24 protein-coding genes and 2 tRNA genes are annotated in these 26869 nt (G+C 67.0%); 5 read left to right on the top strand and 21 right to left on the bottom strand.

Features of this window, described 5'->3' with window-relative positions:
• Positions 1 to 30: 30 nt before the first annotated feature.
• The 5 genes from FOH10_RS23880 to FOH10_RS23860 form a co-directional block, all read right to left on the bottom strand.
• The gene (locus FOH10_RS23880) at positions 31 to 576 is read right to left on the bottom strand and encodes a DUF421 domain-containing protein (RefSeq protein ID WP_143982410.1); all 546 of its coding nucleotides are present in this window, start codon (positions 574 to 576) and stop codon (positions 31 to 33) included.
• A gap of 492 nt (positions 577 to 1068) precedes the next feature.
• A complete protein-coding gene (locus FOH10_RS23875; RefSeq protein ID WP_143982409.1) occupies positions 1069 to 2553 on the bottom strand; it encodes an amidase in 1485 nt (494 codons plus the stop codon).
• 26 nt (positions 2554 to 2579) lie between these two features.
• Complete coding sequence (locus FOH10_RS23870; RefSeq protein ID WP_143982408.1) at positions 2580 to 3083, bottom strand: cupin domain-containing protein; 504 nt, start codon at positions 3081 to 3083, stop codon at positions 2580 to 2582.
• Between the two features lie 102 nt (positions 3084 to 3185).
• Entirely contained in the window at positions 3186 to 4235 is a 1050-nt protein-coding gene (locus FOH10_RS23865; protein ID WP_143982407.1) for an NAD(P)/FAD-dependent oxidoreductase, read from the bottom strand.
• A 118-nt stretch (positions 4236 to 4353) separates the two neighbouring features.
• Complete coding sequence (locus tag FOH10_RS23860; protein WP_244961351.1) at positions 4354 to 4818, bottom strand: winged helix-turn-helix transcriptional regulator; 465 nt, start codon at positions 4816 to 4818, stop codon at positions 4354 to 4356.
• A 141-nt stretch (positions 4819 to 4959) separates the two neighbouring features.
• On the opposite strand from FOH10_RS23860, the gene FOH10_RS23855 reads away from it, so the two are divergent.
• A complete protein-coding gene (locus tag FOH10_RS23855; RefSeq protein WP_143982405.1) occupies positions 4960 to 5427 on the top strand; it encodes a nuclear transport factor 2 family protein in 468 nt (155 codons plus the stop codon).
• A gap of 60 nt (positions 5428 to 5487) precedes the next feature.
• On the opposite strand, the gene FOH10_RS23850 is transcribed toward FOH10_RS23855, so the two are convergent.
• The 5 genes from FOH10_RS23850 to FOH10_RS23830 form a co-directional block, all read right to left on the bottom strand.
• Positions 5488 to 6081, bottom strand: a complete 594-nt coding sequence (locus FOH10_RS23850) for a hypothetical protein (protein ID WP_143982404.1) — start codon at positions 6079 to 6081, stop codon at positions 5488 to 5490.
• On the bottom strand, positions 6078 to 6314 hold the full coding sequence (locus FOH10_RS23845) for a hypothetical protein (protein WP_143982403.1): 237 nt from the start codon (positions 6312 to 6314) through the stop codon (positions 6078 to 6080). Before FOH10_RS23845 ends, FOH10_RS23850 begins: the two co-directional genes overlap by 4 nt.
• A gap of 72 nt (positions 6315 to 6386) precedes the next feature.
• Positions 6387 to 7175: a hypothetical protein gene (locus FOH10_RS23840; RefSeq protein ID WP_143982402.1), complete on the bottom strand. Its 789-nt coding sequence runs from the start codon at positions 7173 to 7175 to the stop codon at positions 6387 to 6389.
• Positions 7175 to 9778 carry a TPR repeat domain-containing protein gene (locus FOH10_RS23835; protein ID WP_143982401.1) on the bottom strand — a complete coding sequence of 868 codons (2604 nt, stop codon included), beginning with the start codon at positions 9776 to 9778 and terminating at the stop codon, positions 7175 to 7177. The genes FOH10_RS23840 and FOH10_RS23835 overlap by 1 nt, the downstream gene beginning before the upstream one ends.
• Positions 9775 to 10173, bottom strand: a complete 399-nt coding sequence (locus FOH10_RS23830) for a type VII secretion target (RefSeq protein ID WP_143982400.1) — start codon at positions 10171 to 10173, stop codon at positions 9775 to 9777. Before FOH10_RS23830 ends, FOH10_RS23835 begins: the two co-directional genes overlap by 4 nt.
• Before the next feature lie 778 nt (positions 10174 to 10951).
• Here FOH10_RS23830 and FOH10_RS23825 point away from each other — a divergent pair.
• Complete coding sequence (locus FOH10_RS23825; protein ID WP_143982399.1) at positions 10952 to 11335, top strand: hypothetical protein; 384 nt, start codon at positions 10952 to 10954, stop codon at positions 11333 to 11335.
• Positions 11336 to 11366: 31 nt separating this feature from the next.
• Here FOH10_RS23825 and FOH10_RS23820 read toward each other — a convergent pair.
• Positions 11367 to 11439, bottom strand: a tRNA-Lys gene (locus FOH10_RS23820).
• 329 nt (positions 11440 to 11768) lie between these two features.
• On the opposite strand from FOH10_RS23820, the gene FOH10_RS23815 reads away from it, so the two are divergent.
• Positions 11769 to 12983 carry a L,D-transpeptidase gene (locus FOH10_RS23815; protein WP_029926819.1) on the top strand — a complete coding sequence of 405 codons (1215 nt, stop codon included), beginning with the start codon at positions 11769 to 11771 and terminating at the stop codon, positions 12981 to 12983.
• A 70-nt stretch (positions 12984 to 13053) separates the two neighbouring features.
• Here FOH10_RS23815 and FOH10_RS23810 read toward each other — a convergent pair whose 3' ends face one another.
• Together FOH10_RS23810 and FOH10_RS23805 are read right to left on the bottom strand one after the other, a co-directional pair.
• Positions 13054 to 13431 (bottom strand): hypothetical protein, encoded by a 378-nt coding sequence (locus FOH10_RS23810; RefSeq protein WP_029926821.1) that lies wholly within the window; start codon positions 13429 to 13431, stop codon positions 13054 to 13056.
• Positions 13432 to 13582: 151 nt separating this feature from the next.
• Positions 13583 to 14506, bottom strand: coding sequence for a LysR substrate-binding domain-containing protein (locus FOH10_RS23805; RefSeq protein WP_143982398.1), 924 nt, complete (start codon positions 14504 to 14506; stop codon positions 13583 to 13585).
• A gap of 93 nt (positions 14507 to 14599) precedes the next feature.
• Between FOH10_RS23805 and fdxA the strand changes: the two genes are divergently transcribed.
• The gene (fdxA, locus tag FOH10_RS23800; RefSeq protein ID WP_029926825.1) at positions 14600 to 14938 is read left to right on the top strand and encodes a ferredoxin; all 339 of its coding nucleotides are present in this window, start codon (positions 14600 to 14602) and stop codon (positions 14936 to 14938) included.
• A gap of 61 nt (positions 14939 to 14999) precedes the next feature.
• Here fdxA and FOH10_RS23795 read toward each other — a convergent pair whose 3' ends face one another.
• From FOH10_RS23795 to orn, 7 genes are all read right to left on the bottom strand, one after another.
• Complete coding sequence (locus FOH10_RS23795) at positions 15000 to 16490, bottom strand: amino acid permease (RefSeq protein WP_143982397.1); 1491 nt, start codon at positions 16488 to 16490, stop codon at positions 15000 to 15002.
• A gap of 34 nt (positions 16491 to 16524) precedes the next feature.
• Positions 16525 to 17595 (bottom strand): Glu/Leu/Phe/Val dehydrogenase dimerization domain-containing protein, encoded by a 1071-nt coding sequence (locus tag FOH10_RS23790; protein WP_143984287.1) that lies wholly within the window; start codon positions 17593 to 17595, stop codon positions 16525 to 16527.
• A 192-nt stretch (positions 17596 to 17787) separates the two neighbouring features.
• Positions 17788 to 21264 (bottom strand): indolepyruvate ferredoxin oxidoreductase family protein, encoded by a 3477-nt coding sequence (locus tag FOH10_RS23785; protein ID WP_143982396.1) that lies wholly within the window; start codon positions 21262 to 21264, stop codon positions 17788 to 17790.
• 197 nt (positions 21265 to 21461) lie between these two features.
• Positions 21462 to 21938 (bottom strand): Lrp/AsnC family transcriptional regulator, encoded by a 477-nt coding sequence (locus FOH10_RS23780; RefSeq protein ID WP_029926833.1) that lies wholly within the window; start codon positions 21936 to 21938, stop codon positions 21462 to 21464.
• 49 nt (positions 21939 to 21987) lie between these two features.
• On the bottom strand, positions 21988 to 22401 hold the full coding sequence (locus FOH10_RS23775; RefSeq protein ID WP_039810996.1) for a hypothetical protein: 414 nt from the start codon (positions 22399 to 22401) through the stop codon (positions 21988 to 21990).
• A gap of 149 nt (positions 22402 to 22550) precedes the next feature.
• Positions 22551 to 22623, bottom strand: a tRNA-His gene (locus FOH10_RS23770).
• A gap of 54 nt (positions 22624 to 22677) precedes the next feature.
• A complete protein-coding gene (gene orn, locus FOH10_RS23765; RefSeq protein WP_143982395.1) occupies positions 22678 to 23316 on the bottom strand; it encodes an oligoribonuclease in 639 nt (212 codons plus the stop codon).
• Positions 23317 to 23669: 353 nt separating this feature from the next.
• Here orn and FOH10_RS23760 point away from each other — a divergent pair, with 353 nt between their 5' ends.
• Entirely contained in the window at positions 23670 to 25478 is a 1809-nt protein-coding gene (locus tag FOH10_RS23760) for a helicase HerA-like domain-containing protein (RefSeq protein WP_143982394.1), read from the top strand.
• Positions 25479 to 25516: 38 nt separating this feature from the next.
• Here FOH10_RS23760 and lysA read toward each other — a convergent pair whose 3' ends face one another.
• On the bottom strand, positions 25517 to 26857 hold the full coding sequence (gene lysA / locus FOH10_RS23755) for a diaminopimelate decarboxylase (RefSeq protein ID WP_143982393.1): 1341 nt from the start codon (positions 26855 to 26857) through the stop codon (positions 25517 to 25519).
• Between the last annotated feature and the right edge of the window lie 12 nt (positions 26858 to 26869).

Genomic DNA, 26869 nt, shown 5'->3' with positions numbered 1-26869 from the left:
GCGGGCTGCGGCGGCGGCGATCCGGCCGGGTCACGGGTGTGTGGGGTCCTGGTCGAGCAGGTCCGCGCCGACGACACCGGTGAGCAGGTTCGGGTCGATGGGCCGACCCGCGCGCAGCACGCTGATGGTGCCGGAGGGTTCGAAGATCACCGCACCGACATCCTCGGTGTGCGCGATGCCCGCCTGCCGCAATCGGGAGTACAGCTCAGCGCGGGACACATGACAGGTGCGCATATGCGATTCCAGGATCTCCCGGCCCGCCATCAGCAATACCGGCCGGTTGACCACCGCCCGGGAACCGACCCGCGTACCCCGCACCACGCCGACGAGCGCCTGGATCGTCATGAGTGTCACCAGCGCGACGATCCCACCCGCGAGGCGCGGCGAATCCCCCAACGCCGCGCGCCCGATCACCGCCCCGAACGCGATCACCGCGACCAGGTCGAAACTCGACATCCCCGACAGCACCCGCTGCCCGAGCAGCCGCACCAGCACCACCATCACGAAGTACATCCCGGCGGTCGCGAACACGACCGCCAGCGCCCCCTCGACGGTGATCCCGAGTGACTCAAGCATCGCGCCCACCTCCGCGCGATACGGGTGAACAGGACATGATCGGCATCATGTGGTCAGCGTACGAACCGTGCCGTCGGTCGGCGCACCGACACCGCTAACGCGGCCGCGTCGTGTCGTGGCCGCCGATCACTGGGACGAGAGACCGCTGGGGATCGGTATCCGGGTCAGGAAGCAGAAGAGGTGGGATGGCAGATCACGAGGGTTGTAGCAGGGATCGCCCACTGCTTGGGCCGCGTTCGGCCTGGACTCATCCGACGAGACCGCCCCGGCAGGGGCGACGGCGGCCACCGGAGCGGCCGCGAGGATGATGGCGAAAACACTGGCGCGGAAGCAATTACGCATAAAGGTCCGTTCTGTTGGTTGCCAACGGATGCCCAGACTGCCCGGCGTGCGCTCGCTGCACAACCCCGGTTCGGCGACTGTTGATTACCTAGGCTTATCGGTGCTGGACAAGGGACGGGCGGATGGGTCTCAGGCGTATCGAGATTCTGCTCACCCCGGCCGACGAGCGGTATCTCGGCCGGCATCGATACTCCCGACCTCGTCGGGGGCCGGGATCGGCTGTGGCTGGTTATCGATTCGCGCCCACGGCATCGCCTCCTCGAGTTCGAAGGCCAGTTCGAGCAGGGTGCGTTCGTCTCCGATATTCGCCGAGAAGTGCGATGCCAGCGGCAGACCCGATCGTGTTCGGTGGAGAGGGAGTGTGATGGCAGGCGTGCCCGAGATGTTGTTCAGCGGCGCGTAACAGTCGAAGGCGCTCAGTCGCTCGAACCACGAATCGAACGGCTGATCCGGCGACAGGTGGCCGAGAATCGGTGTCGAGTGCGCGACCGCGGGCGACAGCAATACGTCGACGTGGTCGAACGTCGATCTGAATCGCTTCTGCACCTCGCGAAGTCGATGAATAGCGATCGGTGTGCGGAGGCTGGCGCGCCGGTACCGATCGCAGAGGCCGCTGGTTGTCGCCTCGAGCTCGGCCCGGTCGAGGCTGGACCCCACGATCCGGGTGGCGGCGCTCCGGATGGAAGTCATGAGCAGCCCCATGTACAGCAGGTAGTCCCTCATGAAGTCCGGCCGAACGGGAACCGCTACCGCGGTGACATGGTGCCCGAGAGAGTCCAGCAGATCCGCGGTGAGCCGGATGGATTCCCGCGTTTCCGAGTCGACCGGGCTCGGCGTGGGAGCAGCGGACAGTACTCCGATTCGCAAGCGTGTGCGACTGGAACCGGCCACGTCGCACACGGGGCGCAGTCGGGCGTTTCGGTAGCGGCGCTCGGCCTCGAACATCATGCGTGCGGTATCGCGAACCGACCGCGTGAGAACGCCCTGAACCGCGATTCTGAGCGGCATGGCCTTCTCCGAAACATCTTCCACCAGTCGTCCACGAGACGGTTTGAGGCCCACGAGACCGCACGCCGCAGCGGGGATCCGGATGGATCCGCCCGCGTCGGTGGCGTGGGCGATGGGAACCACGCCGGCGGCCACCAACGCCGCGGCGCCGCCCGACGAGCCACCTGCGGAATAGTCGGTGTTCCAAGGGTTTCGGACCGGTTCGTCGCGCGTGTACTCGCAGGTGACGTTGAACGCGAACTCGGGTAGCCGGGTCTTCCCGATCGGGATCATTCCGGTGCGCACCATCTGGTCGACGAAGTGCCCGTTCGCCGAAGCCGGGGCGGCGCGAAATGCGGTGCTGCCGAACTGTGTCGGCAGCCCGGCCAGGGCGGTGTTGTCCTTGATCGCGGTCGGTACGCCACCGAAGGCCCCACCGCCACGATGATCACCGGCGGACAATGCTCGATCGAAGTCCTCGGTGGCGAGGCCACGCAGAATCGGGTCCGCGTCGTGTGCCCGTGCGATGGCGGCCTCGACGACCTCGCGCGCCGAGACCTCGCCCGAGGCGATGCGCGTCGCGACCCCGCATGCATCCAGGTCGGCGAGTGCGTCATCTTTGAAGGTGTGGACGCGATTGTTCTTCATGCTCTCGAACCTCCGTGCGAGCCGCGTCATACGGGCGGCAGGTCGTAGGGCATGACTTCGATCCCGTACTGGCCGGCGACGACCGGACATTCGGTGCCGCCGCGGGGCGCCTCCTGCGTCGGATCGGAAAGGATGGTGCCGTCGTCCAGGAACATGCCCTCCAGGCCGGAGGGCGCCACCAGGATGAGCATCCTTGCATTGCGGTCGGTTTCGTTGCGGAAACCACGAACCACGCCGATCGAAGCGTTGATGAACGTCCCCGGCCCGGCCGGGACGCGTTCGGCCTCGGTGTAGAAGGCGACCTCGCCGTCCAGGACGAAGAACGCCTCCTCCTCGCGGCTGTGCACGTGGAACGGCGAGCCTTCCCCGGGGCGCAGAGTGGCTTCGAAAAGGGAGTACTTGTCGTTGGTTTCGGCTTTGGTGGCCAGAAAGCGGTAGACGATCCCGCCCGATGCGACGCGCAGGCCCTCGCCCGGGGTGCACACGGTGGGAAGCTGTACATCGGTGGCTGTCTTCTCGTGGTTCTTCATCTGAGTTGCTCCTCTTGCGGTGGTTGATGGTCGGGTGGTGCGCTCGTCGGTTCGGCGCCGGTCACGCGGGTGCGTGACCGTGCTGTCGTGCGAGATGTGGCGTTAGGACAGCGGCGAGCGGGGGTCGGAACGCTTCGCGCGCAGGACGATCGCGCTGACCTCTCGTTCCATCGCAGGCGAGAAGTTGCCGTCCGATGGCACTCGGTCTCGCTGGGCGAGGGCCGCGGCGACATCGCTGTCGAGGAGGTATCCGTTGATGGCGATCGCGGCGGCGGAACCGGCGCCCGCGGCGGTGATCACCTGCGCTCGCGGGTCGGCCACGTTTCCGGCCGCCCAGATGCCCGGCACACTGGTGCGACCGGTGCCGTCCACGGTGACGAATCCGTGGGGTCCGACATCGCATCCGATTCCGGTCAGCAGGGAGTCGTTGGGTACGAATCTGGGGCCGACGAAGAGCACCGCTCGGGGGACGAGTCGCCCGTCGTCGAGTTCGACCGCGCGGAGCCGATCATCGCTGGCGACGATGCCGCGCACGGGCCCCTCGACGATCTCGACACCGCGAGCTCGAATGCGAGCTCGTTCACCGTCCGTCAGCTCGATGCCATTGGGGAAGAAGACCACATCACTCGACCACTGCGGGAGCAGCAGGGCCTGGTGGATGGACAGCTCTCGGACCTCGCCCCCCAGGACGCCGATCGGTTCGTCGTGGACCTCGTAGCCGTGGCAGAAGGGGCAGTGCAGGACATCGATGCCCCACCGCTGCCACAGCCCGGGGATGTCCGGCAGCTCGTCCCGGAGTCCGGTGCTGACCAGGACCGCCCGGGTCTCGAGTTCTCGGCCATCGCTCAACCGCAGAACGAAGCCCGGATCGACTCCACGCCAAGAGATTTCGGTGACATGTTCGTCGACGAGATCGACGCCGTACGCGAGCGCCTCCTGCCGTCCGGCGGCGACCAGAGCGGCGGGCGGCGTTCCGTCGCGCGACAGGAACCCGTGCATGAGTGCGGCGGGCCCGTTCCGAGGGGCGTGGCTGTCGATCACCGCGACGGTGCGGCGGGCACGTCCGAGCACCTGCGCGGCGGTCAGGCCGGCGGCGCCACCGCCGATGACGACGACATCGAGAAGACTGTCGGTGGTGCTGTCTCGCTTCATGACCTGAGCGTGCCCGCGGTAGACAGCCGGCAGCAAAGAAGCTTGCTGTTTCCGCAACGGATTGTCGTACTCAGGCAGTAACCCCTCCGCCGGTCCTCCCGGCAGGTCACTGACTTTCTCAGTACCTGCGCGCGTTGTAGGGCCTGGAATCGGCCGCCAGTACCGCGTAGCCGATGACGCCGCCCCTCAGCACGGTTTGGTGATGAGGTTGGTGGTCACCGAGGGCGTGAGCCCAATCCCATAGGGCCTGCAGTACCGGGACAAGTGCGTGTCCGCGCTCGGTGAGCGTGTAGCAGACTCGGGCCGGCCACCCGGGTGTGCGTCTGCGCTCGATGACTCCAGCCCCGGTCAGCTGGGTCAGCCGGTCGGAGAGGACCTTGTCCGACAGGCTGGGCAGCGCCCGTGCGAGGTCGCTGAAGCCACGTGGTCCGTGCACGAGTTCGCCGACGATCAGTGGGGTCCAGCGCCCGCGCAACACGGCGAGGGTGAGTTCCACAGGGCAGTCGGGGCCGGGCGCGGGATCCGGCCTCCGGCAGCTGCCGAGCAACTCCGCCGAGGCGTAACCAACCGTTTGGTGAGCCACGAATGGCCTCCTTAGTGTCGCTGTCACGAGCACAGCAGAGAGAACGCGAAGCCGCCGCGATCGCAAGTGCGGCGACCCTGCTGCGATTCGATCATAGGAACCACGAACCGATCGGCCGTACGGGCCGACACAGGAGACGACATGACGCTCGAACATGAGAAGCTCGCGATCGCAGAAACCGTCACCAGGATCTTTCACGCATTGGATGCCCACGACTGGGACACGATCGGAGCGCTCACCACCGACCCTGTCGACCTCGACTACCCCTCCAAAGAAGGTGGCCCGGCGTCGGTGAGCACCGGCGAATTCCTGGCCGGACTGCGGGGCTTCCTGCCAGGGTTCGACGCCACGCAGCACCTACTAGGTCCGATCGTGGTCGACATGGATTCCGAGACCACGGCGACGGCGCGGTTTCACGCCCGGGTCACGCACGTGCTCACCGAGGCAGTCGGCGAACGGATCTGGGTGATCGGCTGCCACTACACGATCGGCCTCACCCGGCGGAACGGCACCTGGCTGCTGTCGTCGTCTCGGGTACGGATCTGGTACGAGGAAGGCAGCCGCGGACTGGAAACTACTGCGCGCCAACGGGTGACCGCAGCGTCGTAACCGGATTGCCCAGGGGGACTGCCCGTTCCAGAGGGCTGCCAGGAAAGTCGCCGAAATGCGTTATCGCTGAGTCGGCAGTTCGGCGACTATCTGCTGTGCCGCTACCTTCCACTTCTCATCGGTTGGTGCGGTTGCCGGTTCAGATTGGTCGGTGAGATTGATATCCAGTGCTACAGCGAGTGTGTCGGTGTAGATCCCGGCATTCGGGGTGCTTCCGTCGTCCCAGACCAACATTGTTCGGGCGACACCTGGGATCTCGCGGGCACCCGGGCCGCGGAACATGGCGATGAGGTCGTCGAAGGCTATGTTCTGCCAGAGACGAGCGATATTGATGGACGCGACCGCGAAATCGCTAGTACCGTCGGAGCGGCGGTACTCGCAGCGGCGGTCGATGCCAGGTACCGAGGTCTCGACGTTCGTCCCTTCACCGACGGTCACACCGGTCAGCGCACCGACTTCCGCGGCGGTGAGCAGGCACTCATTGTCGACGACTTCGCCCGAGTGGATCCCGATGATGGTGTCCTGAACGGCGGTCGTGGTGGTGGATGACTCTGCCGCTACCGAGGTTCCGGTGCTGGTGGCGTCGCAGCCGCTGATCGCCAGCAGGGCGATGGCAGCGGGAACGACAATGATCGATGGGGAGCGATGTCTCATGCCCAGTTCTCCGGTGCTTTGATCGACCAGTTCTCGTTGGCGTGCCAGCCTTCGTAGGCGACCGCTTCGGGGTAGTCGGGGTCATCGCCGATAGGCACGTCATCCTCGTCGAATGTTGGTTTGTCCGATGTGGACGGGTTCGTGGGGGTGGGTTCCTGGCCCGGCGGTGACGCGGGTTTTGGTTTCCGCTGCATCAACGCTGCCACGAGATCCCGTGATAGATGTTCGGTCACAGTGGCTCCCGGCGATGTGCTGAGGTCGATAGCGATCGGTTGATGATCAGGGGCTCTGCGGGTTTCTTGGTCTCAGTGTCGGTACCGGGGCCAGCCGGGGTAGGCGGGCAATGTTTCGGGCGGGGTGTCGGTGGTGATGGTTTCCGGTTCGGCCGGGGCATCCGGATCAAGGGTCGCCACCCACGGGACGCACCGTTCGCTGTCGTAGTCGTCCGGGGAGCCGGGGTCGATGATCCAGCCGGTGAACAGGTTGTCCTCGGGCGCTTGCCATTCGCGGGGGCCTGGTGTGGGGGTCGGCGTAGTGGTCGAAGTCGCCGTGGGAGCCGAGGTTGTCATCTCCAGCGGAAGGGGGCTGTCGTCCCACTTCGTGCGGGCGAATGTGATGGTCTGCGAGTGGCCGCGATGGCTGCGGGAGACGTTGTACTTGCCGTCTCTTTCGACAGCGAAGTCCTTGAACGATTCGCAGGTGTGAGCGGTGAATCCAGTTTCGGTTGGGACGATGTCGACGATGTGCTTATACAGCGTGCCGTACACCGTGTCACGGTTGGCCTTTCGGAAGTAGATTCCCCGTGTCGTGGGATCCGTGACGGCTTCGTCGAATCCCGGATAGGACTGTTCGGGCCCAGCAAGACCAGCGACCACAAGTGCTTCGGCGGCAGCACGGGTGAGAGTCGGGTAGGTGTCGAACAGATCGGTGCCGGGCTCCGCAGACCAGACGACGGTCGCGTTGCGAACCTCGTCTGGTGGTAGATAACTCGGTGAATCAGGGGACTCGTGCGAGTCGGACGGGCTGGTTGTGCAGGCGACGGCAAGCAGCAAGACTGCCGTGATCCCCGCAGTGTGCAGAAGATTGCGGGTCATCAGTCTCGGTACCTCCATCTGTTGGCGTTGCCTACGTTGGCGCTGTCGTTCTTCAGCACACTCTCGAGGGCGCGCTGGTTATCGCCATTGTCTGGGTGTAGGACCTCGCGATCGAGCACGCCGGGTGCTTCAGTTGCTGCCGACGTGTAGGAGAATTGTTCTTCGATCTCGACCCCGCCGTCCGCGAGGGCTTTCGGCAATGTCTTCAATGCATCATTTATTGCGGCTATCTGCGCGTAGTCCGTCGAATTCCTTTCGGCGTTCAGAGCCACCCAGGACTTCATAGTACCGTCCGTATTGAGGAATGCGTCGGGCAAGCTGGCCGGTTCGATGTGACCACCGTTGACGAGTCCCTGAACCATGGCGTACATCCGGTTGTTGTTGTCACCGATTTCCGCGGGGTTGTAATTGGTGTAGTCGATGCCGTCGGCGGTGAGCTTGACATCAGGGAATGGATTGATGAAAGTCCCGTCTACTGCGGTGATGTCGTTCTTGAAAAACTCGGTGACCGCCACCCCGGCGGCAGCCTGGGGACCGAAGCCGGCTGCGAAAATCTGTGCAGCGGTGTAGGCGGCGGCGTACTTCTGCTGTTTCGAAGTATCTGCTTCCTGGGCATTTTGGGTGCGGTCGGCGATTTCGGCATCGATTCCGGAGTCGACGAGCCAGCGCATGTCACCGGCCATGGTGCCGAGCAGATGATTCGGATTGCCCCTGGCGGCTTGATCGGCGTAGATGCCCTCGATCCGATCGGCCTCGGCCAGCGCGACGCTGTTGATGATGGTGGCGGCATCGGAGTCGGTATTGAGGACGCTCATGACACGCACAGCTTCGACGGGATTCAACTCGCCGAATCCGGTGGTGTTGGTCAGGTTGTCGTCGGCGTCGATCATATCGAGCGTGTACGGCGCGAGTGCGGTGGCCAGAGCCTTGGTCGCGAAGGGGTTGAGCTCGCCAAGGGACTGTTTGTCGTGGCCGGGCACATCGAGCCAGGATTGGTAGAGGTTTTCCTTGTTGAGTCCCGATTCGGTGGTCGACAACAGTTGTGCCAGCCCGTACGCGGCCTCACCAGCCTGCTTGGCGTCCGCGACCTGCACGGGGTTGCCGGGATCGGTGATGCGGGCGTCCTCGTTGATCCAGGTGAACATCTCCGAGAGGGCCTTACCGTCGTCGTCCCATTCGTGTTTCAACAGGGGGGTGAGAACCGAGTCGCGGTGGTAGCCGTCATTGTCCTGTCCTGGTGTACCTGCACCGAAAAGCTCCGGGTCGCCGTTGCCGGTGATGAGGGCGTAATTGGCATCGTCGTTGCGGGCTCCGACATTGACCAGGTCTTGTAGCGTCTGCTCACTGACCCCGCTCCACGGCACGTCATGCCCTGCCTCGGTCCGATCGGCGAGAATCGCCTGATGCGCCGCCTGGCGGGTCAATTCCATCCCAAACCGTTGCCCGGGTTCGTACCCCTTCTCCGAAGCCCCGAGCAGGTTCGCGAATCGCTCCAGGTCTTGGCGGTAAGCGGCCTCCCGGTCGTTGCCGAACAGGCCGCCGCGGTAGTCGTCGGGCAGTTCCCGAGTGTTGGCGTCAGGCAGGTTGATTCCCGTTCCGGCTCGGGTTCCGACGAGTTCACGGACCTCGGAATGGAGTTTGTCGTAGCCGCCGCGGTTGACGACGCTTCCGGTGTCCTTGTCACGCGTGACGACCTTCTCATTGGACAGCACCATCAGCCCGTTGCCGAGATCCGTCCGCAACTGCGTCGCCTGCGGAGTGTTGGTTCTCGCCAGTTGGTCTGAGAACTGGAGTAATCCGTCTCGCCCGGCGTAGCCGTAGAAGGCTTGGAGATAGGCCAGCGTCGCCGGTGGCACGTCAATTTCCTCGCCCTGCTCGAGTGCCGCCAGCTGCTCAGGAGTCAGTCCCGTGTCGGCCAGCCGCTCGGAGATCCGCGCGATCTCTTCGTCTGTGGCGGTGCCGTCGGCAATGGCTTTGCCATCCTCTTCGGCAGCCGAGGGAGTCAATCCGTCGGCGGACGTCTCGGGGGCGAGTTGCTCGATGCCGTCGAGGATCTTGCCGATCGCGTCGGCGGTGGCCGCGTCCTCGATCCCGATATCCCGGGCAAGCTGCTGCAATCTGATGGTTTCGTTGATGGCGGTGTTCGCCCGAGTCGACTTGATGTTGTCGAGCTGGCTGATGGTGTCCTGGTTGTCGCCCGCCGCCGCGTAGAGGGTGTCCCAGTCGGTGCCGTCGGTGACCGTCCAGTCCTCGGCGACCTTATAGAAGTTGACACCGTTGAAACTGTTGTCGCGCAGGCTCGCGACCGCGGTCTTGGCGGTCGACACCATATGGTCGAGATTGGCATGGTGGGTGCGGGACTGGGCGGCGAGGTCATCGAACTCGCTGGCCAGAGTCCCCATCTGCTGGTGTTCGCGATCGGAGCGGTAATCCGCGCCCGCGCGTCCTTCTCCCGACCAGTTCAGGCCGTCGATAGTGGAATTCATCCGGTCCGCCAGACTGCGCAGCTCCCGAGCGATCGTCTCGGCCAGCGGCGCGGTCGCGTCGACCTTGATCTGCCAGCTCAGGACTTGGCTGACCGTCGGCGTGATCGGGTCGGTCACGCCGAAGCCTCGCCGCCGTTGAAGTCACCCAGCGCGTAGAACCACGTGGCCGCCTCGGCATCGGCATTGGTGTAGGAGTCCGCGGCCACCCGAAGCAGGCTCGCGAACTGCTCGTAGCGGTCACCGACGTTCTTCAACGCGGTCGCGCGAACCGTTTCGATACGGTCGAGCACCGGCGCGGTTCGCGACCCGGCCATCAGCGTCTCGCCTGTGACCCCGCTCCACAGACCCGGCGAGTTCCCCGGCGCCATTGTCGGCAAGTTCCCCACACCGGTGACCAGCTTGTCGAACTCTCCCGCTGCTTGCCGCAACTCCTCAGCTGAAACCTTCATCGGCCCCCTCCTGGTGTTACTCGTGCCGAGCCGCTCGCCCGCTTGCTCCAGGGCATACAGCATGCCGACAATATCAAGAAACAAGCCTGCACCAGCCCCTGGATCGTTGCGATGGGGACTACGGGCTAGGGTGCGTGGGGAGCTTCACTCGTGGGGGATCGTGCGTCTTTTTTCGGCTGCCGCGAGTCTGACTGTGGCGCTGGCGACAGCGGGATGTACAGGGGCAGAGTCGAATTCCGAATCTGCGGGCCTGCGGCTTGATCGAAGTGATCGAGTCAGCGGCGGGTACGACCCTGTGGAGAGCGACGCCCTGGGGGTTCAGGGTCTTCGACTTGTCCATCTACATCTGGGATTGCCCAGGTGATAGCTACCCCCCGCACCGGACGCCCCTTGATGCGTCACGATGTACAGCGCGACCGGTGCGGAGATCGGCCATTATCGCGGCTGGTTGAAGGCGGCGGGTACCGACTGGGTGGCCGTGCTGCTCAACTCTGTACGGGAAAGGCAGTTGGACTTCCACGACCGAACGCGGGATCGGACCGATCCACCGAAGCCTCTGACGGCTGGACCGGTGGGTCGCCGGCCGTGAGCGGGACAGGGCCACATTGGGCCAGCTCCGCCACCAGTTGGCCGACTTGGGGGTCCATGCCGAAGCGTCCCGGGTCCAGCGAGAGAACCTGGTGTACGCCGAAACCTCTCGGGACTCGGCGTCGTCCTGGCTCACCCTGGCCGGACTGGAGCGCCGGGCCGCGACAACCACCATGCCGCCTGGAATGCGCTCCGCGAGTGCCGCCGAGCCCTCGATGGCGTGTCCGGATGGGCAGAGGTGGATCTGGGGCGGATGTACGTGGAGGAGCTGTTCCTGCTGGTCGGTTTCGCAGAGGGCGAGCTGGGCGAGGCGGTGTTCGCCGAGGCGGACCGTCAGGCACGCGATGTACCCGGCTTGCCGTTGGCGGTATTGCGGTCCGCAATCGCAGCGGCCGACAAGGTCGGCGACCAGTTTCGAGTGGAGCACTATCAAAAGCTCCACGATGCCGAGCAACGCCGCACCGACGCCGAGTTGGCCCCGTTCACCCGCGATGCTCGAGTCCTTCCGAACCAGACCAACGCATATGAGCGAACGGTTGTCCGCCTGTGCAAGGGAGGCAAGCTTTCGGAGCGACTACCAGCCTGGATGTCGCTCGGGCACCGCACCTCATTGCTGGTGAAACGGCGAAACCCCTGACCAGAATTCCTCGGTCAGGGGTTTCTCACTGTGCGCCATCAGGGACTCGAACCCCGAACCCGCTGATTAAGAGTCAGCTGCTCTGCCAATTGAGCTAATGGCGCGTGCCGTGTGCTCGCCGGTGTTTCGGGAGCTCTGCGGTGCGGAAGAAACCTTAACAGGCGGTGGCTCTGAAAGTGAAATCGTGGGGTCTAGCTGGGGGTTTTGTTGCGGTGGACGGATGTGATCATCCGTGTTAACGGAATGGGGTCGGGAACGGATGAAGGGGGCGAGCCCTGTGGAGGGTGGTTGTGGTCGTGTGTCGGTGTCCGTGGGGCCTGGCAGAATGATCGTGTCTCGACCGCTCCCCGCAGGCGTGGTGGGTCGAGCAGGCGTAGTCGGGGTAGGCAGCGGACCCCGCGCACGCACCGAGACGTGAAGTGGGGTTGTGAATATGAGGAATGGTCAGGGCCGACGCCGATCGCGGAAGCTGCTGGGCGCAGTGGCTGTGCTGTCGGCGCTAGTGCTGGCGCTGGGGGCATGTTCATCCGGGTCGGGGACGGATTCGTCCGCGGTCGCCATCGACTCGAATCCGATCAGCGAGCTGATCAAGCCGAAGCTCGTCGCGCCGGTCAAGGACGGGCAGATCGGGGTGTCGCCGGGTGATCCGCTGGTGCTGAAGGTCGAGGACGGCAAGATCAACAAGGTGAGCCTGCTCAATCCGGAGGGGCGGGAGGTCAGCGGTGAGCTGGCCGCCGACGGGCAGTCGTGGACGCTGACCGAGCCGTTGGGCTTCGGGCGGACCTATCGGCTGACCGTGGACGCCATCGGGCTCGGCGGCGCGAACACCACCAGCATGAGCTTCACCACGATCTCACCGAACAATCGCACCCACCCGTACCTGATTCCGGGTGAGAACGAGGTGGTCGGTATCGGGCAGCCGATCGCGATCCAGTTCGACGAGAACATCCCGGACCGCAAGGCCGCGCAGAACGCGATCAAAATCACCACCACACCCGCGGTGGAGGGCGCCTTCTACTGGGTGAACAACCGCGAGGTGCGCTGGCGGCCCGAACATTTCTGGGCTCCGGGCACCAAGGTCGACATCGAGGTCGACGTGTACGGCAAGGATCTGGGCAACGGACTGGTCGGTGACGCGGACATCACGTCCACCTTCACCATCGGCGATGCCGTGATCTTCACCGCCGACGACAACACCAAGCAGGTGACGGTGGAGAAGAACGGCGAGGTGATCCGCACCATGCCGACCTCCATGGGTAAGAACAGCACACCCACCGACAACGGCATCTACATCGTGGCCGACCGGCACGAGAAGATCATCATGGACTCCTCGACCTACGGTGTGGCGGTCGACTCGCCCGATGGCTACAAGACGCCGGTGGACTACGCGACGCGCATCTCCTACTCCGGCATCTTCTTCCACTCGGCTCCGTGGTCGGTGGGTGCGCAGGGTTCGTACAACACCAGCCACGGCTGCCTGAACCTGAGCCCCGCCAACGCGCGCTGGGTGTACGAGAACGCCAAGCGCGGCGACATCACCATCATCAAGAACACCGTCGGCGGCACCCTCTCGGGCGTCGACGGCCTGGGTGACTGGAATATCCCGTGGGAAACCTGGAAGGCCGGAAACGCGGACGACAACCGCTGATTCCAGCGAAAGGGGCTCCAGCTCGACGGCTGGAGCCCCTTTTCGTGCGCTCTGTCAGAAAGCGCCGCGCCTAGATGATGGCGGCGGCGGTGGCGATGGTTTGCGGCGGCTTGTTGTCCTTGATGAGGTCGCAGCCCAGTCCGGCCTTGCCCGCCAGCGCGAAGGCGCTGCCGGTGACCGCACACATGGTGTCGAACGGTCCGAACAGCAGCTTGTCGAGATTCGGCAGACCGAACGATCCGGTGCCGGTGGAGCCGCTGGTGACCAGCCCGCCGGTGGAACCGCTGCTCTGCACCGAGCCGGAGCCGGTGACCTCGGATTCCATCGGATCGTCGGCCACGTCGGTGGCCGGGACGAACGGTTCCAGGGGAACGGCGGAGGCGGTGGCTGGAGCGGCGGTGAGGATGGCGGCGGTCGCCAGGAATGTGGTTACGGCGCAACGATTCACAAGTGCGGTCTTTCTGATCGAGCTGGTTCGGGGGCCCCGACCTCCCCCGTGTTCGGATGAAGTCTACGAAGATCGAGTGGGCCGCGCCACAAATTCGAAGCGATGTTGTTTCAACCACAATTTCTTCATCGGAATGCCGGCGAGCTGCGAGCTAGTCCGCCGCGCGGCGCTGTTCGAAGCGCTCGGCGCAGCGGATCAGCACATCGGCCGGATCGGCGGGCGGCGACTGCTTGCGCCAGACGGCCCGGAACTTGCGGGTGAGCACCGCGTCGGTGAGCGGAATCTCGACCAGTGCCCCGCTGCGCAGGTCGGCGTCGGCGATGAGGCGGCTCAGCACCGCCGGTGCCACACCGGTGCGGGCGGTGGCGAGGATGGCCGCCGCGGAGCCGAGTTCGGCGGCGGGCGGCGCCGGTTCGGTCTGCGCGCCCAGGATCTCCCAGAGCGTGTCCCGGGTGCCGGAACCCGGTTCCCGCCACAGCAGTGCGGTCCCCGCGAGCTCCCGTGCCGTCACCGGCACCCGCTCCCGCGCCCACGGATGCGCGATGCCGACCACGACGACCAGATCGTCGGCCCCCAGCACCCGGCTGCCGAGTTCGGCCGGGGGATGGGGGCCCTCGACGAAGCCGAGATCGGCCTGCCCCGCACGCACCCACGCCTCCACCTGTCGCGAGTTGCCCACCTCGAGGGCCACCGCGACCTCCGGCCGCGCCTCCCGCAGTGCCGTGAGCCAGTGCGACATCCGGTGGTCGGCAATGGTTTTCGACGCCGCTATCCGCAACCGCGGCCGGTCGGCCGCGCGCAGGGCGGCGACGCCCGCGGCGAAGGTGTGCGCAGCCGCGAGTATCGGACGCGCGTAGTCCACCACCGCCCGCCCCGGTTCGGTGAGCGCGGAGCCGGTGGGGCCGCGATCGAGCAGCCGCAGCCGGAGCCGTCGCTCCAGCGCCGAGATCCGCATGCTCGCCGCGGGTTGGGTGATGCCGTGCCGCCGTGCCGCCGCGCCCAGACTGCCCAGTTCCCCGACCGAGGCGAGCAGATCCAGCACCTCGAGGTCGGGCATTCCCGGCGGCAGACTCATAAGCGTCGATTATGGGGTGCATCCGATTTGGTGGCTACCGGAAAGCGCGCGCCGGCCGGAGGCTCGAGGGGCGACACTTCCCGAGGAGACACCATGACCTATGTCATCGGCGCGGACTGCGTCGACGTCCTGGACCGCGCCTGCGTCGAAGAATGCCCCGTCAACTGCATCTACGTCGGCGACCGCATGGCCTACATCCAGCCCGACGAATGCGTGGACTGCTCGGCCTGCGAACCCGCCTGCCCGGTGGAGGCCATCTACTACGAGGACGATGTGCCGGCGGGGCAGGAGGAGTTCGTCACCGAGAACGCCCGCTTCTTCAGCGAGACCCTGCCGGGCCGCGACGAACCGCTCGGCATTCCCGGCGGACCCCTGAAATTCGGCGAGGCGGTGGGCGTGGACACGCCCTTCGTCGCGCGATTCCAGCGCTGAGACGGCGAGAAACCCCGGCCCCCCTCATGATCGGGCCGGGGTTTCCGCGTTCGGCGGGTGGCTACCGCACCGGAGTGACGACGGGGTCGTCGAGATCGCGCTTACGTCCCAGCACCGAGTGGTGGCGGCTGTAGGCGAAGTAGATGATGATGCCCAGCACCATCCAGACCACGAAGCGCAACCAGGTCTCGATGGAGAGGTTGACCATCAGCCACAGGCAGGCCAGCGCAGCCACGATGGGCAGGACCGGGACGAACGGGACGCGGAAGCCGCGCGGCAGGTCCGGTCGGGTGCGGCGCAGGATGGGCACGCCGATGGAAACCATGACGAAGGCGACCAGCGTCCCGATGTTCACCATTTCCTCGAGGGTGCCGAAGTCCACGAAACCCGCGAGCAGCGCGCAGACCACGCCGACGATGACGGTCAGCCGCACGGGCGTGCCCTTCGTGCCGGTGTGCGCCAGACCGCGGGGGAGCAGCCCGTCGCGCGCCATGGCGAACAGCACCCGGGTCTGGCCCAGGTACATGACCATGACCACGGTGGACAGGCCCGCCAGTGCGCCGATGGCGATGATGTTCTTCACCCACGTCGCGCCGTGGATGGCGAAAGCCGTTGCCAGGGTGGCGTTCTCGCCCTGGAGCTGGGTGTAGGACACCATGCCGGTGAGCACCAGCGAGACGGCCACGTACAGCACGGTCACAATGGCCAGCGAGCCGAACAGGCCGCGTGGCATATCGCGCTGCGGATTGCGGGTCTCCTCGGCGGTGGTGGCGACCACGTCGAAGCCGACGAAGGCGAAGAACACCAGGCTGGCCGCCGACAGCAGTCCGAACCAGCCGAAGCTGGTGCCGCCGGAACCGGTCAGGAACGCGAACAGCGACTGCCGCAGCCCCTCGGCCTTCTCCGACTCCTGCGCGGGCGGAATGTAGGGCGACAGGTTCGACGCCTTGAAGTAGGTCGCGCCGACCACCAGGACCAGCGCGATCACCCCGAGCTTGATCGCCACCGCGATGGCCGACACTCGCGAGGACAGTTTGGTGCCGGTGGCCAGCAGCACGCCGACGGCGGCGATGATCGCGACCGCGCCCCAGTCGAAGTGGATCGATCCGATGGTGAGGATCGGCGCGTCGGTGCCGAGCACCGCGCCCAGATACTGCGACCACCCCTTGGCCACCACCGAGACCGCGAGCGCGAACTCCAGGATCAGATCCCAGCCGATGATCCAGGCGATGATCTCACCGAAGGTGGCGTAGGCGTAGGTGTACGCACTGCCCGCCACCGGCACCGTCGAGGCGAATTCGGCGTAGCACAGCGCCGTGAGCCCGCAGGCGATGGCCGCGAATACGAAGGCCAGCGACACCGACGGACCAGCGACGTGTCCCGCGGTGCGGGCGGTGAGGGTGAAGATGCCCGCGCCGATCACCACGGCCACACCGAAGATGGTGAGGTCGCGGGCCGTCAGATCCTTGCGTAGCTTGGCATCCGGATCATCGGTATCCCGAATCGACTGTTCGACGGATTTGGTGCGGAGTAATCCGCTCGCGATCGCCACTGTTGTCTCCTCTCTGAAACTCCCTGCGGCGCTGTCAGATCGCGCGCGGGATGGCGTCGAGTCGCCGCTCGGCGAATCGGTTGGCGGCGGCGCCGGAACCGATGCCCTCGGTCCGCGCCGCGGCGAGAATGTCGCGGCAGCGGTCGAAGATGCGGGTCACATCGGCTTCGACGGCGGCCGCGTCGGCCCGGCGCAGTTCACCCTCCACCTGGATGAGTCCGCCCGCGTTGGCCACGAAGTCGGGCACCCAGGTGATGCCGCGCTCGCCGAGCGCGTCCTCCACCGCGGGTGTCGCCAGCTGATTGTTGGCCGCGCCGCAGACCAGCTTGGCCTCGATATCGGCCACGCTCGCGGCGGTGAGCGTGCCGCCCAGCGCGCAGGGCGCGTACACGTCCACGGGCGCGGTGGCCACCGAACTCAGCAGCCGCACCGCCGGGTGCGCCTGCGAAACCTGCTGCAGCGCGGCCTCGTTCACATCGGTGACGCAGACCTCCGCACCGTCCTCGAGCAGCAGGGCGATGAGTTCGCGGCCGACCTTGCCGACGCCTTCGACCCCCACCGTGCGGCCCGCGAGAGTGGGCTGGCCCCAGACGGATTCGGCACCGGCGCGCATGGAGTGGAAGACGCCCAGGGCGGTCAGCCGGGCGCTGTCACCGGAACCGCCCGCGGCCTTGCTGCGGCCGGTCACGTGGCTGGTGTGCTTGCCGATGATGTCGAGATCGTCGGTGTTGGTGCCGACGTCACCGGCGGTGATGTAGCGGCCGCCGAGGGTTTCCACGAACCGCGCGTAGGCGGCCAGCAGCGCTTCGGTCTTGTGCACGGCCGGATCACCGATGATGACGGCCTTGCCGCCGCCCAGATTCACGCCCGCGGCGGCCGCCTTGTAGGTCATGCCCCAGGACAGCCGCAGCACGTCCTCGAGTGCGGCGGCCTCGCTGGCGTACGGGTAGAAGCGGGTGCCGCCGAGCGCGGGGCCGAGCGCGGTCGAGTGGATGGCGATGATCGCCTTCAGTCCGGTCCGGTCGTCCTCGCAGAACACGACCTGTTCGTGGCTTCGGGCGCTCACTTCGTGCGAGCGGGCGAAAACCCCTGCGTCGGTGTGCATCGCGGTCACAATGGTTCCTTTCTGGCTGCCGCCGGGGTGCGGCGGCGGTGGTTACCGCCGGGGTGTGGCGGTGTCGGGTGCCGCGGGTTCGCGGCGGGTGCCCGTGCGTCACGAATGGCATTCGGGCACAAGGGATGTGATGTAGGCAGGCACGGCGGTATGACGTGCGGGTGTGACGGTGGTGGAGTCGGTTCAGAACTCGATGCCGAGTTCGCGCAGTGCGGAGCGGTAGCGCTCGACATTGCCGAGCTTGATGTCCTCGTAGCCGCGCACCACATCGGGCAGGGCGGCGGCCTCGGCGGCGGTGTCGTAGGTGTCGGTGCTGAGCTCGACGGCGAGGCGGCGCACCATGGCGGTGTAGTGGGACAGCAGTTCCCGCTCCACCTTGCGCACGTGGGCGTAGCCGAACGGGTCCAGCCTGGTGCCGCGCAGCGCCTTGCCCTTGGCGAGCACCTTCAGCGCCACATGCGATTTCGGGCCGAGACCGATCTTCTTCTTGCGGCCGAGGGCGCGCAGCACCGGCGGGTGCAGCTTGTAGGTGAGGTTCGCGCCGCCGGGCACCTGCGCCCGGACGTCGGCGAGGAAGTCCGGATCCACCAGTAGCCGGGCGACCTCGTACTCGTCCTTGTAGGCGGTGAACTTGTGCAGTCCGCGCGCCACGGCCGCGCTGAAGTCGGTGCGCTCGGTGACGGTGCGCTCGGCATCCCACACGAACTGCACCGTCTCCACGTAGCGCCGGGCCACCTTGGCATTCTGGTAGCTCACCAGTTCGGCGGCGCGCAGTTCCACCAGTCGGCGCACCTCACCGTCGAAGGTGGTGTCGGCCAACAGGTTCGCGGGCACGGCGGGTCGCTCGCGGCGCTGCCGGGCGGGCTCGACCGCGGCCTGGAAGGCGGCCGGATCGGCGACCGCGACCCGTCCCCACCGGAAGGCGGCGATATTGGCGGCCACCGCGACACCGTTGATGCCGATGGCCTCCTCGATGGCGGCGGCGGGCAGGCGCAGACCGCCGGTCTGGAAGGCCGCGCCGACCATCAGGAAGTTGGCCGCGGCGGTATTGCCGAACAGCTGCTGCGCCGCCGCCAGATGGTCGAACTGCCGCAGCGAATTCGACACCGACGCCAGGCGTTCCAGCAGTGAGTCGGTGGCCGGGTAGCCGACCGACTTGTCGTACACCATGTCACCGGTGGGGGTCTGGCTGGTGGAGGCGACCGCCACGGTGGTCGCCGGATCGCCGTACTGGAGGTTCTTGGGGTCGGCGGCGGTGAGCAGGTCGATGGCCACGACGCAATCCGCGCTGCCCGGGGTGAGCCGGTTGGACGGCTCCAATTCCGTCGCGGAGAACCGCAGATGGGAGATGACCGGTCCGGCCTTCTGGCTCAGGCCGATCTGGTCGAGGCTTTCCACCTGGTATCCGGCGCGCAGCGCGGCGGTGGCCAGCACCTGGTTGACCGTGACGATCCCGGTGCCGCCGATACCGGCGATCAGCACGTTCTGGGTGCGCCGCGGCGCGCCCAGCCCCGGATCGGGCACCGTCGGGGGTTCGAGTTGCTTGTCCCGCGTGCGGTTCTGCTTGTCCTCCGGCGTCAGCTCGACGGTGACGAACGACGGGCAGTCGCCGTCCAGGCAGCTGTAGTCGGTATTGCAGGAGGTCTGGTCGATACGGGTCTTGCGGCCGAATTCGGTCTCCACCGGCTGCACCGACAGGCAGTTCGACTTGACCCCGCAGTCGCCGCAGCCCTCGCACACGGCCTCGTTGATGACCACGCGGGTGTTGCGCACGGGCAGCTTGCCGCGTTTGCGCTGGCGGCGGGCGTCGGCGGCGCAGTGCTGGTCGTAGATCAGCACGGTGACGCCCTTGATCTCGCGCAGCATCCGCTGGGCCTCGTCGAGCCGGTCGCGATGCCACAGCAGGGTGCCCTTGGCGAGGGCTTTCCGGTTGTGCCGCTTGGGTTCGTCGGCGCAGATGATGATCTGCTTGACGCCCTCGACGGCGAGTTTGTGGGTGAGCTGCGCGACGGTGAGCCCGCCCTCGACGTCCTGTGCGCCGGTCATGGCGACGACTTCGTTCCACAGCAGCTTGTAGGTGATGTTCACGCCCGCGGCCACACACGCCTGCACGGCGAGCTGCCCGGAGTGGAAGAAGGTGCCGTCGCCGATGTTCTGGAACAGGTGCGGCACATCGGTGAACGGGGCCTGCCCGATCCACTGGCTGCCCTCGCCGCCCATCTGGGTCAGCCCGGTCACCGCGCTGTCGTCGCGGCCGGACATGGTCACCAGGGTGTGGCAGCCGATTCCGCCGCCGCCGATGGAGCCCTCGGGCAGGGCGGTGGAGCGATTGTGCGGGCAGCCGGAGCAGAAGTACGGGGTGCGCTTGGCGGACAGCACCTCCAGCGACAGCGGCGGCGGCGCGGCCTTCTTCAATTCCACGTGGTCGCGCAGCACCCGGCGCAGTGGGCCGAGCAGGCGACCCGGGGTGAGTTCGCCGTCGAAGGGCATGAGCAGCGCCCCGCGCTCGTCCTGCTTGCCGAGCACACGCGGGGCATCGGCTGTGCCGTAGAGGATTTCGCGGATCTGGGTTTCGATGAAGGCGGTCTTGTCCTCGACCACGATGAGCTGGTCGAGACCGCGGGCGAACTCGGTGATCCGCGCCGCGCCGAGGGGATAGGGCATGCCGATGCGCAGCAGCCGGATACCCGCGCGGTGCAGGGCCGCGTCGTCGACGCCGAGATCGAGCAGCGCCTGCCGCACAGCGTCGAAAGTGGTCCCGGTGGCGGCGATTCCGATCTTGGCGTCGGTGGGGTTCACCTCGATGACATCGAGGTCGTTGACCGCGCCGAAGGTGCGCACCAGCTCCCAGCGCGGACCGTACAGGTCGGCCTCGGCCAGCACACTGTCGGTCGGTGCCGCCATGGGCCGCTGGCGGTAGACGAAAGGCCGCCCCTCCCAGGTGATCTCGGGCACCGTCAACGGCCGGTCCGCGACCGAGGCATCGACGGTCCACGCGCCGTCCGCCACATCGGCGACGATCTTCATGGCCACCACGCAGCCCGAGGCGCGCGAGAGCGCCACGCCCTGCATGCCCATCGTGATGATCTCCTCCGCGTTGCGCGGGAACAGCACCGGAATCCCCATGGCCGCCAGCGAGCGTTCGCTCACCGCGGGCACCGTGGACGATTTCGAGGCCGGATCGTCGCCGACCAGCAGCAGCACCCCGCCGCGCGGATTGACGCCGTACATATTGGCGTGCCGCAGCGCGTCGGTGGCGCGGTCCACACCGGGCCCCTTGCCGTACCAGACGCCGACCACGCCGTCATGGGTCGGTGTGCCCGCGGGCAGATCGGCCTGGCTGCCCCACACCGAGGTGGCCGCGAGCTCCTCGTTCAGGCCCGGCACGAAGGTGATGTCGTGTTCGGCCAGCACGTTCGGCATGCCGAGCAGCATCTTGTCCACGCCGCCCAGCGGGCTGCCCTGATAGCCGGAGACGAAGGTCGCGACCCGACGGCCCGCGCGGATATCACGCACATGCTGTTCGACCAGCAGCCGGGCGATGGCCTGGACACCGGTGAGCAGGACCGGTCCGGCCCCGGAGCGATACCGGTCGGCGAGGTCGTACGGCGCGGTCGGCTCGGCCTGCGGTAGCGAGGACGGGCAGGCAACGCTGGTCATGAACTCTTCACCACACTTTCCACAACCCAGATCGTGAGCTGCGAACGAAGGGACTAGCGATCGGTGCAGCGAAATCTGCCGTGAAGGTGTGATCTATGTCAACAGTCGGGCAAAACGTTGATCAGATTGCTCAAAAGTGATCTAGGGCACTCGGGGTCGCGCGTCATTTTGCTCGAGTGCTGGTGTCGCCGGTCACATTACTGCCGGCCGGTCAGGTACTCCACGAGCGGCAGGGCCCGGTAGGGGATCGGCGTCGCCAGCGCGAGCATGGTCTCGGTGTGCTTCACGCCGGGAATGGCATGCACCCGCTGGATGATCTCCAGCAGATCCTGCTGGGTCTCCGCCGCGATGCGCACCAGCAGATCCGACCGTCCCGTGGTCGCGTGCACCTCGAGGACGTGCGGGAACTCCCGCAGCGCCGCCACGATCGCATCCATCTTGTTCTGATCGAGCTCGATGCCCAGCAGGGCGTGTACCGCGAAGCCGATGGCCTGCAGGTCGATACTGGGCGGGTAGCCGACCACCACGCCCGCGGCCTCCAGCCGCTTCATCCGCGCCTGCACGGTATTGCGCGCGATGCCCAGCCGCTGCGCCAGTTCGAGAATCGGCGCACGCGGGTCGGACGCCAGCTCCGCCAGCAGCGCGGAGTCCAATGCGTCGATCTTGATGGTCATGCCGCATTGTGGCACAGCGTTTCCGGTGCACCCCGGACGCCGGGGGCGGTCATTCCCAGCGGTGCCCGATGATCGTCACGTCGTCGAGCCGGACCACCGGATCGCCGAGATTGTCCTTGCCGGTCAGGGTGATGGTGCCGGTGAAGACGTCCCCCTGTCGGACGGCGTCGCCGCCCGTGCCGACCACCTGTGCGCGGGATCCGTTGATGGTGTAGTACTCCTCCGGTGCGCCGGACACGAAGGCCAGCGTCCATACCGCCGCGTCGGAGTACACGAGACCGTAGACGCGCGCCTGCTCGCCGACGCGCCCGCGGTGATCGCGCAGCATGCCCTTGACGTCGACCTCGGCCGGAGACTCCGGTTCCGCCGTGGTGGGAGACGCGGGGGATACCGCGGTCCCGGCGGCGCCGAACAGTGGCGCGACTGCCAGGACGGTGGTGGCAACAGCATTCCTACCGAACATCTTTCGCATCCGTCCTCATGGATTTCCCGTCCCCTGGGGATTCCCACGATCATGGTGGGCGAAAACCCCGATGGCGCACTGCGGCCGGAAACACATTCGGGCCGGATATGCGAGAAGCCCGGTCCGCGATGGACCGGGCTTCCGCTCGGGGTGACCGACGGGACTCGAACCCGCGACAGCCAGGATCACAACCTGGTGCTCTACCAACTGAACTACGGTCACCATCGCCGGTAACTTCCGGCGCGGTAGATCGTAGCGCGAACCGGCGTCCAGTTCCTAATCGGCTGATGAGGGGGTGTTTCCGGGGTGGGTTTCGGTGCCGGTCAGGTCGGCGGCCACGGCGGCGATCTCCGCGGTGGAGGGGCCGGGGGCGGGGACGAACGCGGTGCGGCGGTAGTACTCGAGTTCGCGAATGGATTCGCGGATATCGGCCAGGGCGCGGTGGGTGAGGCCCTTCTCCGGCTGGCCGAAGTAGATGCGGGGGTACCAGCGGCGGGCCAGTTCCTTGATGGAGCTGACATCGATCATGCGGTAGTGCAGATGCGCGTCCAGGGTGGGCATGTCGCGGGCGATGAAACCGCGGTCGGTGGCGATGGAGTTGCCCGCCAGCGGCACGGTGCGCGGGGTGGGCACGTACTGCTTGATGTAGTCGAGGATCTGCTGTTCGGCCTCGGCGACGGTGACGGTGGAGCGGCGGACCTCCTCGGTCAGCCCGGAGCGGGCGTGCATCTCGGTCACCACCGGCGGCATGGCGGCCAGCGCGGCATCATCGGCGTGGATCACGATGTCCACGCCGTCGCCGAGGATATTGAGGTCACTGTCGGTCACGAGCGCGGCCACCTCGATCAGCTTGTCGCTGTCGAGCCGTAGGCCCGTCATCTCGCAGTCGATCCACACCAGGTACTTGTCGCTCACCGGAGACACAGTAGCCGTTCGGTCCCGGTCCGCCGGGCGCACCGGGATGGCGTCGGCCCAGCGTGTTCAGCGTGGCGTCGCGCGATGCGGGCCGTTCCGATCCGGCGCGACGGTGTGGGTCCATGCCGTGCGGGTGCGCCGGGCGTGCGATGCATTGCCGCGCGGGCGTGGCGCGGTTGCCTGACGGCTGCGCGCTGCCATGGGTGCCGGTCTCTCGGCCGCGTCGGGGCGGGGTGGAGGACCGGCCGCGCGATACTGTTTGCGGCAGATCCGCGCGTTATCAGGCGGTCGGTTTGTTGTTCGGCGGTGTGTTCGGCAGAGCAGGCAGTGGCAGATCAACGGAGGACGGCGCGATGACCACCCCGCAGGAAAAGGCAGCGGCGGCCCGCAAGGCCGCGGAGGAAGCGGCGCGCGTCGCGGCGGAGGCGGCCGCCGCGGCCGAGGCCGCCGAGCGGGAAGCGGCCGAACAGGAAGCCGCGGAGCAGGCGGCGGCGACAAAGGCTGCGGCGAAAACAGAGGCGGCACAGGCGGACGCGGCGAGAACAGACGCGGCAAAGGCGGACGCGGCGAAATCGGAGGCGGCGACGAAGAACGCTGCGTCGACTGAGGACGCTGCCGGGGTCGCCACCGCCGCGGCTCCGGCGGAGGCCATCGCGGCCGGTTACACCTTCGAGGGGCTCGCTCTCGAGCTGGGCACCGTCATCGTGGACGGCGAGGTCAATCCGACCGCGCGCGTGCGCATTCCGATGAAGACCATGAACCGGCACGGATTGGTCGCGGGGGCCACCGGCACCGGTAAGACCAAGACCATCCAGGGCATCGCCGAGCAGTTGTCGGCGGCGGGGGTGCCGGTGGTGCTCGCCGATATCAAGGGAGACCTGTCCGGGCTCGCGCAGCCGGGACAGTCCAATGACAAGATCCTGAAGCGTGCCGAGGAGACCGGCGATCCGGACTGGCAGCCGACCGGGTATCCGTGCGAGTTCGTCTCGCTGGGCACCGGTGGCATCGGGGTGCCCATTCGCGCCACCATCACCTCGTTCGGGCCGATTCTGCTGTCGAAGGTGCTGGGACTCAACGAAACCCAGGAATCCACCCTGGGCCTGATCTTCCACTGGTCGGACAAGAACGGCTTCCCGCTGCTGGATCTGAAGGATCTGCGGTCGGTGATCCAGTTCCTCACCAGCCCGGAGGGCAAGGAGGATCTCAAGGGTATCGGCGGCGTCTCCGCCGCCACGGCGGGCGTGATCCTGCGCGCCCTGGTGAACCTGGAGGCCGAGGGCGGTGACACCTTCTTCGGCGAACCGGAACTGGATCCGGCGGATCTGCTGCGCACCGCGGGCGGTCAGGGCGTGATCACGCTGTTCGAACTGGGTTCGCAGGCCGCGCGGCCGCAGCTGTTCTCGACCTTCCTCATGTGGGTGCTGGCCGATCTGTTCCAGACGCTGCCGGAGATCGGCGATATGGACAAGCCGAAGCTGGTGTTCATCTTCGACGAGGCGCATCTGCTGTTCAACGACGCGTCCAAGGCGTTCCTGGACCAGGTGGAGCAGACGGTGAAGCTCATCCGCTCCAAGGGCGTCGGCGTGTTCTTCTGCACCCAGTTGCCCACCGACATCCCGAACTCGGTGCTCTCGCAGCTGGGCGCGCGCATCCAGCACGCGCTGCGCGCCTTCACCCCGGAGGACCAGAAGGCGCTGTCCAAGACCGTGCGCACCTACCCGAAGACCGCCACCTACGACCTCGAGAAGGCGCTCACCTCACTGGGTATCGGCGAGGCGGTGGTCACCGTGCTGTCGGAGAAGGGCGCGCCCACCCCGGTGGCCTGGGCCCGTATGCAGCCGCCGCGTTCACTCATGGACACCATCGGTGACGACGGCATCCGCTCCCGTGCCCAGTCGAGCACCCTGTACGCCAAATACGGCCAGACCATCGACCGGGATTCGGCCTACGAGATCCTCGCCGAGAAGGTCGCCGCCGCGGCGGAGCGGGCCGAGGACGAACCCGCGCCCACACGCTCCCGCTCCCGCCGGGCCGAGCCGGTGGAGGAGTCCATGGCCGAGAAGATCGTCAACAACGCGGCCTTCAAGAACTTCCTGCGCTCCGCCGCCACCGTGGCCGGACGCGAGATCGGCCGCAGCATCTTCGGCACCAGGAAGCGGTGACCGCACCCTGCCGGCCCACGGATCGCGCCTGACGGCCGCTAGCCCACGTCGCGGCGCAGCAGATCGTCGACCGTCTCGCGGCGCAGCAGTTCGCGGCAGCGGCCGCCGCTGATCGCCACGATCGGTGGGCGGCCGACGCCGTTGTAGGTGGAGGCGAGGCTGTGGTGGTACGCGCCGGTGCACGGCATCGCCAGCACCTCGCCCGGCCGCAGGTCGGCGGGCAGACGCACGTCGGCGGCGAGGATGTCGCCCGCTTCGCAGTAGCGGCCCGCGACGGTGGCGGTCATCTCCGGGCCGACGGTGTGCCGGTTGGCGACCACGGCGTCGTAACGCGCGCCGTACAGCGCCACGCGCGGGTTGTCGCTCATGCCGCCGTCCACCGTCACGTAGGTGTGGCCGTCGTCGATCCGCTTGATGGACAGCACCCGGTACAGCGTGATCCCGGCCCGCGCCACGATGGCGCGGCCGGGTTCGACGGCGATCGTCGGGCGCGGGAAGCCGTAGCGCGCGCAGGCGGCGTCCAGGGCGTCCTCGACGATGTCGGCGAGTTCGGGCAGGTTCATCTCGGCGTCACCGCACCCGTAGGCCACCGCGTGCCCGCCGCCCAGATCGAGTTCGGTGAGCAGGTGGTCGTGGTCGTCGCGCACCCGTGCCATGGCGGAGACCAGGCGGCGTACCGCCTCCCCGAACGGGAAGGTGTCGTGGATCTGCGATCCGAGGTGGCAGTGGAAGCCGACCAGACGCAGATTCGGTTGCCGCAGTACGCGTTCCACCGCTTCGGCGGCCAGGTCGCTGCCCACCGGGAAGCCGAACTTCTGATCGGCGACGCCGGTGCGCACGGCCGGATGCGAGTCGATGTCGATATCGGGGGAGATACGCAGCAGCACCCGCTGCGGTGTGGTGGCCAGCGCGGCCAGCAGCGGGATCTCGGTGAGCGAGTCGATCACGATGCGACCGACACCGGCGCGCACCGCCGCCTGCATCTCGTGAAACGGTTTCCCGTTGCCGTGCAGGATGATTCGCTTGGGATCGACACCGGCCGCCAGGGCTATGGCGAGCTCTCCGGCCGAGCAGACGTCCAGCGAAAGCCCTTCGGAGGTAACCCATTCCGCTACCGCCCGGGTGAGCAGCGCCTTGCCCGCGTAGATGACCTCCGCGTCCGGGAAGTATTTGCGGTAGGCGCGGCAGCGGGCGCGCACCTCGTCCTCGGCGAGCACGTAGGTGGCGGTGCCGTACTGGTCGGCGATATCGGAGAGGGCCACCCCGCCGACGGTGATGCGGCCGTCCGTGTCGTAGTGGGTGTCGGTCGGCCAGACCGACGGGGCCAGTCGCGGCACCATCGTCGATCCCAGGGAGGGGAACATGTCGAGCAGCGTCACGGTGTCTCCAGC

The sequence above is a fragment of the Nocardia otitidiscaviarum genome (genome assembly GCF_007362295.1).
Taxonomy (GTDB): Bacteria; Actinomycetota; Actinomycetes; order Mycobacteriales; family Mycobacteriaceae; genus Nocardia; species Nocardia otitidiscaviarum.
The sequence above is the reverse complement of the archived record's forward strand: the minus strand, read 5'-3'. Positions and strand labels throughout refer to the sequence as shown.